At 57.2% G+C, this 9,055-nt stretch carries 6 protein-coding genes; 1 reads left to right on the top strand and 5 read right to left on the bottom strand.

Annotation, left to right across the window (positions count from 1 at the left end):
* Window positions 1-80: 80 nt before the first annotated feature.
* The 5 genes from ABX749_RS11870 to ABX749_RS11850 form a co-directional block, all read right to left on the bottom strand.
* Window positions 81-1,613, bottom strand: coding sequence for a SpoVR family protein (locus tag ABX749_RS11870; RefSeq protein WP_372896166.1), 1,533 nt, complete (start codon window positions 1,611-1,613; stop codon window positions 81-83).
* Window positions 1,614-1,619: 6 nt separating this feature from the next.
* A complete protein-coding gene (locus ABX749_RS11865; RefSeq protein WP_372896165.1) occupies window positions 1,620-2,894 on the bottom strand; it encodes a YeaH/YhbH family protein in 1,275 nt (424 codons plus the stop codon).
* Window positions 2,895-2,907: 13 nt separating this feature from the next.
* Window positions 2,908-4,854 (bottom strand): PrkA family serine protein kinase, encoded by a 1,947-nt coding sequence (locus ABX749_RS11860; protein WP_095736972.1) that lies wholly within the window; start codon window positions 4,852-4,854, stop codon window positions 2,908-2,910.
* Between the two features lie 673 nt (window positions 4,855-5,527).
* The gene (locus ABX749_RS11855; protein ID WP_372896164.1) at window positions 5,528-6,817 is read right to left on the bottom strand and encodes a class II aldolase/adducin family protein; all 1,290 of its coding nucleotides are present in this window, start codon (window positions 6,815-6,817) and stop codon (window positions 5,528-5,530) included.
* Window positions 6,818-7,056: 239 nt separating this feature from the next.
* Window positions 7,057-7,671, bottom strand: coding sequence for an HD domain-containing protein (locus ABX749_RS11850; protein WP_372896167.1), 615 nt, complete (start codon window positions 7,669-7,671; stop codon window positions 7,057-7,059).
* Between the two features lie 319 nt (window positions 7,672-7,990).
* Here ABX749_RS11850 and ABX749_RS11845 point away from each other — a divergent pair, with 319 nt between their 5' ends.
* Window positions 7,991-8,785: a GxxExxY protein gene (locus tag ABX749_RS11845; RefSeq protein ID WP_372896163.1), complete on the top strand. Its 795-nt coding sequence runs from the start codon at window positions 7,991-7,993 to the stop codon at window positions 8,783-8,785.
* Window positions 8,786-9,055 lie beyond the last annotated feature (270 nt).

The following is a 9,055-nucleotide window of genomic DNA, read 5'->3' as shown; positions in this document are numbered from 1 at the left end:
GGATCTGACATGCAAAAGAGGTGTCGATACTAATGCCCAAGGGGAGTGTGACGATTCAACGCCTTAAAAAGACACCACAACTACGGCAGCGCCACCGCGTCGTAATCGTTGAGCGTCTGCCCGCTGTCAGCATCGATTTCGATCAATCGCACGCGATAGCCCCACAGATTGGCGACGTGCCGCAGGACTCGATTGCAGTTGCTTGAACTGAGCGTTTTGCCGTCGCGAACGCGGTGGGTGAGCACCAACCGTCGATTGCCCTTCAAGTCAGCTTCGGTCACTTCGATCTCCGGGTCGCGTTTGGAGAGATCGTATTGCTGGGCCAGGCGGTGTCGAATTTCACGATACCCCGATTCGTCGTGGATCGCTTCGACCGACAAGTGCGGAGCGTCGGACGCATCGCGAACGGCGAACAAACGCATCTTCCGAATCAGATGCGGGCTGAGAAACTGCAGCACAAAGCTCTCGTCTCGGAAATCCGCCCACGCATCTCGCAAGACGCCCATGAAGTCTCCCCGCCCGGCGATTTCGGGGAACCACTCCTCGTCTTCCGGTTCGGGGCTCTGGCAAATGCGTTCGATGTCTTTCATCATCGCGAAGCCTAACGCATAGGGATTCAATCCCCGGAATCGCTTGTCGTCAAAATCAGGTTGCGTGACGACCGCCGTGTGCATGTGCAGGAATTCAAGCATCGCCGCTTCATTGACCTGACCGGTTTGGTGCAGACGATTCATGATTTGGTAATGGACAAAGGTTGCACAGCCTTCGTTCATCAATTGCGTCTGCTGTTGGGGGTAAAAGTATTGCGCGGTCTTGCGGACGATGTCCAACACCTCGCGCTGCCAATCCTTCAACTTGGGTGCGTGGAGTGACAGGAACCGGAGCAGGTTTTCTTCGGGCAATCGCAGCGCGGCGGCGTCATACTCACGTTCCGCGTTGTCGTCGGCGTCGGCATCCTCCTTCGGTTTCGGAAGGGTTCTCCACAAATCGTTGTACGTTGCTTCGTGGTGCGATTTTCGCGATTCGGCCTTGAGCACCGCGTCTTGGGATCGAACCGGGCGTTGTGGGGCGTACCGGCTGACGCCCTGTGACATCAACGCGTGGGCGGCATCGAGCGTCCGTTCGACGGCCTGCATTCCGTACCGTTCTTCGCATTCGGCAATGAATCGTTTGGCATAGGCCAGGTCATCGAGCACACGTTCGGCATGGGTCCATTGGCGGAACAGATAGTTGTTCTTGAAGAAATGGTTGTGCCCGAAGCAGGCGTGGGCGATCACGAGTGTCTGCATCGTCATGCTGTTTTCTTCGATGACGTAGGCGACACACGGGTCTGAATTGATCACCAATTCATAGGCCAATGACTGTGCCCCTTTGCGATACAGCAGCGCTTCCCGGGAATACCGTTTTCCGAACGACCAATGAGAATACATCAGCGGCATGCCGAACGACGCGTAGGCATCGAGCATCTGGTCGCTGGTGATCACCTCGATCTGGTTGCGATAGACGTTCAAGCCCATCTCGCCGACGCCGATTTCTTCGATCGCATCATGGACACGTCGCAGGTGGTTAAAGTCCCACTCCGAGCCTTCGTACAGTAACGTCCGGTTGTCCATGGTCGCTCAAGACGCCTGTCGATTGCTGGCGAACAGTTTGTGAAACACGGGGTAAATCTCGGTCGGATCCAAGACGGTGGCGCGTGCGAAGTGGGGGTGTGCTTCCAGCTGAGCATACCCGCTCCAAAGTGCACTGACGTACGACGATTCTTCTTCGCCGACCTCGATGTAGGCATAGTACTGACAGAGGTCTAAGATCTCACGCTGCAGCAACTCGATCGTGCGCGGCATGTCGTGATCGAAATTGTGTCCGTCGGAGGCCTGGGCGGCGTAGATGTTCCAATCCTGCACCGGATAGCGTTCTCGAATGATTCGCAGCATGACTTCCAGCGCCGAGGAGACCACGGTTCCGCCCGTTTCGCGGCCATGGAAAAAGGTCTCTTCGTCGACTTCGGCCGCCGTGTAGGTGTGTCGGATGAAGACCAGTTCGACCGAGCGGTAGTGGCGGTTCAAAAACAGGTGCAGCAGGATGAAGAAACGCTTGGCGAGATCTTTGAGCGATTCGGTCATCGATGCCGAGGCGTCCATCAGGCAAAACATGACCGCTTGCGTGGCGGGTTTGGGTGTCTGCTCGAACCGGTTGTAGCGAAGATCGACGGGGTCCAAAAACGGGACCGCCCGCATGCGATCGCGGGTTTCTTCGATCAACCGGGCAAGACGTTTGGCTTCATCACCGTGATCGCCGTCGGCTCTCGACTCCGCTGCTTCGAGTTCCGCTTCCAACCGGTTCAGTTCGTGGAGCCTGGGCCGTTTGAGTGCGATGCGTCGCGCCAGGCTTCGTCGCATCGTTTGGTATTTGTTCAGCCGCTGCGGCGAGCCGTCGTTGGCGTATCCGGCGCGACTCCATTTTTCGCTGGCCACGGATTTCAGCTTGCGTTTGGCGAGGTTGGGGAGTTCGAGGTCCTCGAAAAACAGGTTCAGGAATTCGTCGCGGCTGAGCATGAACACGAATGCATCTTCGCCGTCGCCGTCGGGGCTTCCGCCGGAACCGCTTCCGGATCCGCCGCCGGGCTTGCGAATTCGATCGCCCCGCCGGTAATCGTGATTTCCCGGGATGACGTAGTTGCGACTGCCTTCGGCGGCATCAAATCCGAAGGTCGGCTCGCCGATCTCGTTGGCGGTGACCGACACTTTTTCGCCGCTATCGAGATCGGTAACGCTACGGTTTTCGATCGCGTCCTTGACCGTCTTGCGGATCTGGGACTTGATGCGACGAAGAAAGCGTTGGCGGTTTCCAAGACTTTTCGATTTCGGGTTCTGCCGGCGATCAATCACTTGCATGGGGATCGTGTTCCTATCCTGACTTGCTGACACGCATGTACCAATCGACCAGCCGACGGACCTGCCGTCGTGTGTAACCCCGTTGGGTCATTCGCTCGACGAATTCGCTGTGCTTTTGCTCGGCTTCGCTATCCTTTTTGGCGCCAAAACTGATGACCGGCAGCAGCTCTTCGATCTGTGAAAACATTCGCTTTTCGATGACCTCGCGAATCTTTTCGTAGGAGGTCCATTCGGGGTTGCGGCCGTCATGTTTAGCCCGTGAACGGAGCGCGAATTTGACGATCTCGTATCGAAAGTCTTTCGCGTTGGAGATCCCGGCGGGGTGTTCGATCTTTTCCAATTCCTCGTCCAGGACGTCGCGATCCATCAATTGTCCGGTATCGGGGTCTTTGTAGTCCTGGTCATCGATCCAGGCATCGGCGTAGGCGATGTAACGATCAAACAGGTTTTGGCCGTAGGCGTGATAGGATTCCAGGTAGGCCTTACGGATTTCGTTGCCGATGAATTCGGCGTATCGCGACGCCAGGTCTTCTTTGACGAACTCCAGGTAACGCTGCTCGGTTTCTTCGGGCAGCTGTTCGCGCAGAATCGCTTTTTCAAGCACGTACAGCAGGTGGACGGGATCTGCGGCGACTTCGTCGGTGTCAAAGTTGTAGGTTTCCGACAGGATCTTGTAGGCGAACCGCGTCGACACGCCTTCCATGCCTTCGGCCACACCGGCCGCGTCCCGATATTCCTGGACGGTCTTCGCGTTCGGGTCGGTGTCTTTGAGCGACTCGCCGTCATAGACCCGCATCTTCGAATACAGGTTGGAATTTTCGTGTTCCTTCAGACGCGTCAAGACAGAGAAGCGTGCCATCATTTCCAGCGTGTCGGGCGCGCACGGTGCTTCGCCCAGTTTGGAACTCTGGATCAGTTTGTCATAGATCTTTCGTTCTTCGGTGACGCGCAGGCAGTAAGGGACTTTGACCACGCAGATCCGATCGAGGAAGGCTTCGTTGTTGCGATTGGCCTTGAACGATTCCCATTCTGATTCGTTGCTGTGGGCGACGATGATGCCTTGGTAAGGCATCGCGCCGACGTTCTCGGTGCCCACGTAGGTGCCGTCTTGTGTCGCCGTCAACAGCGGGTGCAACATCTTCAGCGGCGCTTTGAACATCTCGACGAATTCGAGCAGACCTTGGGTCGTGCGATTGAGTCCACCGGTGTAGGCGTACGCGTCGGCGTCGTCTTGCGAAAAATGTTCCAGCTTACGGATGTCGACTTTACCGACCAACGAGGAAATGTCTTGGTTGTTTTCGTCTCCCGGTTCGGTCTTGGTCACACAGCATCGTCGCTGTTCCGAAGGCATCACGCGTACGACGGAGAACTTGGAGATGTCGCCGCCGAATTCGTCCAACCGTTTGACGGCCCAGGGGGACATGTAACCGCTCAGACGTCGACGTGGAATGCCGTATTCCTCCTCCAGCAAGAAGCCCATCGAATTGGGATCGAACAGCCCCAGTGGGCTTTCGAAAATCGGGCTCATCTCGTCGCCGGCGCACAACACATAAACCGGTTGACGTTGGATCAAACGCTTCAGCGCGTCCGACAGGGAACTCTTGCCACCGCCGACCGGACCGAGCAGATACAGAATCTGTTTCCGTTCCTCGAGTCCTTGGGCGGCATGACGGAAGTAACCCACGATCCGTTCGATGGTTTCTTCCAACCCATAGAACTGGTCAAACGCGGGATAGACCTTGATGGTCCGGTTCATGAAGATCCGGCCGAGACGGGAATCGCTGGACGTATCAATCTGCTTCGGTTGGCCGATCGCTTGAATCATTCGTTCAGCGACGCTGCTGTACAACGACGGATCATCACGAGCCGCCTCCAGGTACTCTTTCAGCGTGTAACGAACTTGCTTTTCGCGTTCGTAAGTCTCGGAATAAAGCTGCAATAGATTGGGCGTGTTCGTCATTACAATGGGTCTGCCGACTCTGCCACGAAATAGACGCACAAGATGCACCCTCTGGGATCGATCGGAGTCGCATGCGATCGGTTTTCTACAGGTCTGGCGGTCCCGCCTGGGCGTCCCCGCGGCGACGGGGTGACACTGAGAAAAGAGAGGATTGGGCGTGTGTTCATTATTACATGAACAAGCCGCCGGGAAGAACGATTTTCCCTCACCCCCCCGTCATAGCTAATGCATGCAACGCCTTGATCGGGCACGCGTTACGCCCGTTCGACCGTGGAAATAAAGGATTGGGACCGATCCAGGCCGTTCTGGGATGATTCCCTCGCAAATTACGGGATGCAGCGGCTCAAGACGCCTCGGCATGCAGATTTTTTGATTCGACCATGCAGGAGGGTGGACAGCTAAGAAGACGGTTGATTTCTTCGAAAAACACTTCGAAGCATGGAACCCGCCGCGTCATGGTCAGTTGATGGGATGTTCGTTAATCGGCGCGTTTCTTTGAGTCGCAAACGCGTTAGCAACGAACGGATCGTCCGTTTCTGATGCGCCGACTGTTTCGCAATCCGCACTTTCCCCCTCGATGCCATCGGGAAGCGTGACGGATCGTCACGTGCAGGCGCCCCTCAACAGGCCGGTCCGCCGCCGTCACCGAGGGTGGCGCACTGCTGTCGAGCGGTCACAGATCAAATTCGCGACACAGTTCATCGATCACGTCGTCGGACATCGCTTGGACGCTGCCGATCGATCGGGCGTTGATCACCGCTTCGGCGGTGGACTCCAGCACTTCCAGGCGATCAAAGGCATCCAGGACACTGCGTCCGGTGACGATCACGCCGTCGTTTTCCAAAATCGCTGCCGGCGTTTTTTCGTTGACATAGTCGGCGATCTGATCGCCGTCGCCGAATTGGACGCCGTAGGGGACGCGTTGGACGTCGCGCAGAAACACGTAGCTTTCCGGAATTGTGCGGACATCGAATTCGCTTTCAGTGACGCTGAACGCTGTCGCGTTGACCGGGTGTGCAAACACGATGGCATTGACGTGGGGGTGGCGACGGTAGATCGCCTGATGCGCCTTGGCCGCGCGGCTGGCCAGTTTCCCCGCTTCACGCCGATCGCCATCGATCAAAACAAAATCATCGACGCCCAGCAACTCGCGATCCTGTTGCGTGGGCGTGATCAGGAACGCATCGTCGCCGACCCGCGCCGAAAAACTGCCTTCGGTGCTGATCAGCAGTCGTTGGCGACAACCGCGGCGAACGAAATCACAGAGTTGGCGTCGCAGTTCTAATTCGATGGCACTGGCGGGCGCTGGATCAAGACTGTCGAAGTCGACGCTGCGGCGGGCTGCCTGGTCCAGTTGGTGGTCGTCCAATAGGTTGACGTTGCCCAGCGCCGCCGCCTTGATCAGCGTCTTGCCGGCGAACTCAAATGCTTCGAATCGCTTGAACGCGTCAGAGAGTGAGTCTCCGGCGACGACGACCCCGTGGTTCTCCAAGATCACACTGTCGGCACCCTCGGCGAACGACGCGGCGATGTTCGCGCCCAACTGCTTGCTGCCCGGACAGGCGTACGGCGCGAATCCCAGTTTGCCACAGACCGAATGGGCTTGGTGGAACAGTCGCGTGTTGGGGGTTTGGCGGCAGATGCTGAATGCCACCAGGGCGACCGGGTGCGCGTGGACGACGGACACCACGTCGGGACGCGCGTCGTAGATCGCCTTGTGAAAGGGAAATTCCGAAGACGGCGGATGCGGACCTTCGACGGTGCCGTCGCGGCGCACGCAAATGATATCGCGGCGTGACAGGTTCCCCTTGTCCACTCTCGCCGGCGAAATCCAAATGTCGCCCGCTGCGTCGCGGATCGAAAGGTTGCCGCCGGACGTGGTCGTCATCCGGTAACGATAGATGCGATCCATCGTCTGCATGATCTCGTCACGCGGGTGGATCAGGTTTCGCGAAGTTGTCATAAAAATGCTTGAGCGTTGGATGCGCGGCCGAAAACAAAAACCACCGATGGCAAAGCGGGCTCACGGATGTGAAACGAAAGTTGTAACCCTTACTATGACATCCGTGGGGGCGTTCCGCCATCGGTGGGGGCATCGGTGGGGCCATCCGACGTGTCGGTGATGCAGCACAGCGAGGCGAGCAGCAGTTGACGACCGGGCAGCGGCTGACGACCGGGCAGCGGATCAGGCGTTTTCTCGGATCACTCTTGCCATTCCGCGAGAAATTGATCGACGAATGTTCTCATGAATGCTTCGCGCTGTCGGGCCATTCGCCGAGCCGGCTCGGTGTTCAGCAGCCCGCGCAGTTTGAACAGTTTGTCGTCAAAGTGGCGCAGGCCGGTCTTGTGCGTTCCATCCGCATTGCCCGAAACATGAAACGGTTGGTCGAACGCCGCGCCGTATTCAATCGTCCGCACGATCCCGATCGCACCCAACGCGTCCAAACGGTCCGCATCTTGAACGATCTGGCCTTCGAGTGAGAGCGGTTTCGCGTCGTCGCCCTTGCGGAACGAAAGGTTGTCGACGATTTCTGCGACGTGGTCGATCGTTGCCACATCGACGTCGAGTTCGCCGAGGATCTGTCGCGTGAATTCGGCGCTCTTCTCGACCCCGTCGTGGAACTTCGCATCGCCGACGTCATGCAGCAAGGCGGCAAGTTCCACAATCGTCCGATCCCCGCCGACTTCCTCCTGGATCTTTCGCGCCGAACGAAGCACGCGGCCGACATGATCAAAACCATGACCCGCCTGCTGGTCGGCCATCCGCCGGCGGACAATCCGTTCGACGTGGGGGATCAAGTCTTTCGTCATGTTCAGTTCTCTTTGGTGTTTGCTAGCAAGTTTGGGACGGATCGTGAGAGATTGAGAAACCCACGGATAGCAGCGCGAACCCACGGATAGCAGCGCGAACCCACGGATGGCAGCGCGAACCCACGGAAAGCAGAGTGAAACCACGGATGGCAGCGCGAACCCACGGATGGCAGCGCGAACCCACGGAAAGCCGAGTGAACCCTCGGATAGCAACGTGAACCCGCGGATGGCAGCGTGAACCGAGGAAATTCTGTTTCGTCTCGATCCGTGGGTTCGCGCTGCCATCCGAGGGTATTAATATCACCGTTCTCATCCGGGGGGGCTCATGGCGATTCTTTACGAGGACCGTACGCACGCGATTCGGCGTTGTTTCTTTGACGTTCAAAACGACGTGGGAGTCGGACGCGACGAAGAAGACTATCACCAAGCATTGGTGGTCTGTTTTCGAGACAACGGCGTTCCCTTTGTCAGCAAGCCGATTCACCCACTCTTGCTGTACGGAGAACAAGTCTATCGATTGATCCCCGATTTCGTTGTTTGGGGCAATATCACCATCGAGCTTAAGGCGGTTCCGCGTCGACTTGCTCCGACAGAATTTGTTCAGCTATTTGACTATCTAAAATGTCGAAGGGATTCGTTAGGCCTGTTGGTCAATATGGGACTTGACCGTGTCGCGATCGAACGTGTGGTATACACTCCCGCAGCGTCGCGATTTGTTGAGAATTGGAAATACTGGAAAGGGAGTATTACCGGGCAAACGCGAACCACCGGTCGAGCGGTTCGCAACGTAGTGAACGACATCTATCAAGAACATGGAACCGGGTATGGCGACGAGGTGCTAGGAAAGCTTTTGTTGTTTGGGCTCCGGCACAACGGAATGAAAGTAGCCGAGAATCCAATTGCCGAATCGCGGTACGCTGATACGAAACTACGGCAGTCCGCGTTACATTGCTTGCTGATCGAAGACGAAATTGTTTTGTGTCAAACAGCGTTGTTCGAAGACAACACCTACAATATGAACCGCTGCCGGTCGTACATGAAAGCTCTGGGCGCGCGGTGGGGAATTGCAGTCAATTTTGGGAAATCGCTCGTGGAGATTGCCGGTTTGAGACGCCGGTAGGACCGATACGATCCGCGATCGACATTCACAACTACCACGCTCTCATCTGTACGGTCGCGCTCTCATCCGTGGGTTCGCGCTGCCATCCGTGGGCTTATGTCCCACCCTGTATCCCTCGACGATGCATTTCACCGGCTGTGTTTTTTCACGAAGCGGAGCAGCAGCGGATGGGCGGGGCCGGCCATTTGGCCGTGGTCGTAGCCGTCGAGTTCATAGAGTTCGGTGTCGGGGTGCCCGACGACTTGCATCATCCGCCACAGGTAGGCGTTT

Source organism: Stieleria sp. (genome assembly GCF_041595215.1).
Lineage (GTDB): Bacteria > Planctomycetota > Planctomycetia > Pirellulales > Pirellulaceae > Stieleria > Stieleria magnilauensis.
The sequence above is the reverse complement of the archived record's forward strand: the minus strand, read 5'-3'. Positions and strand labels throughout refer to the sequence as shown.

What these genes read in the sequence shown, in the direction of transcription:
- ABX749_RS11860 (WP_095736972.1), bottom strand. Translation starts at nt 4,854, where the DNA reads ATGACGAACACGCCCAATCTATTGCAGCTTTATTCCGAGACTTACGAA.
- ABX749_RS11865 (WP_372896165.1), bottom strand. Translation starts at nt 2,894, where the DNA reads ATGCAAGTGATTGATCGCCGGCAGAACCCGAAATCGAAAAGTCTTGGA.
- ABX749_RS11870 (WP_372896166.1), bottom strand. Translation starts at nt 1,613, where the DNA reads ATGGACAACCGGACGTTACTGTACGAAGGCTCGGAGTGGGACTTTAAC.
- ABX749_RS11845 (WP_372896163.1), top strand. Translation starts at nt 7,991, where the DNA reads ATGGCGATTCTTTACGAGGACCGTACGCACGCGATTCGGCGTTGTTTC.
- ABX749_RS11855 (WP_372896164.1), bottom strand. Translation starts at nt 6,817, where the DNA reads ATGACAACTTCGCGAAACCTGATCCACCCGCGTGACGAGATCATGCAG.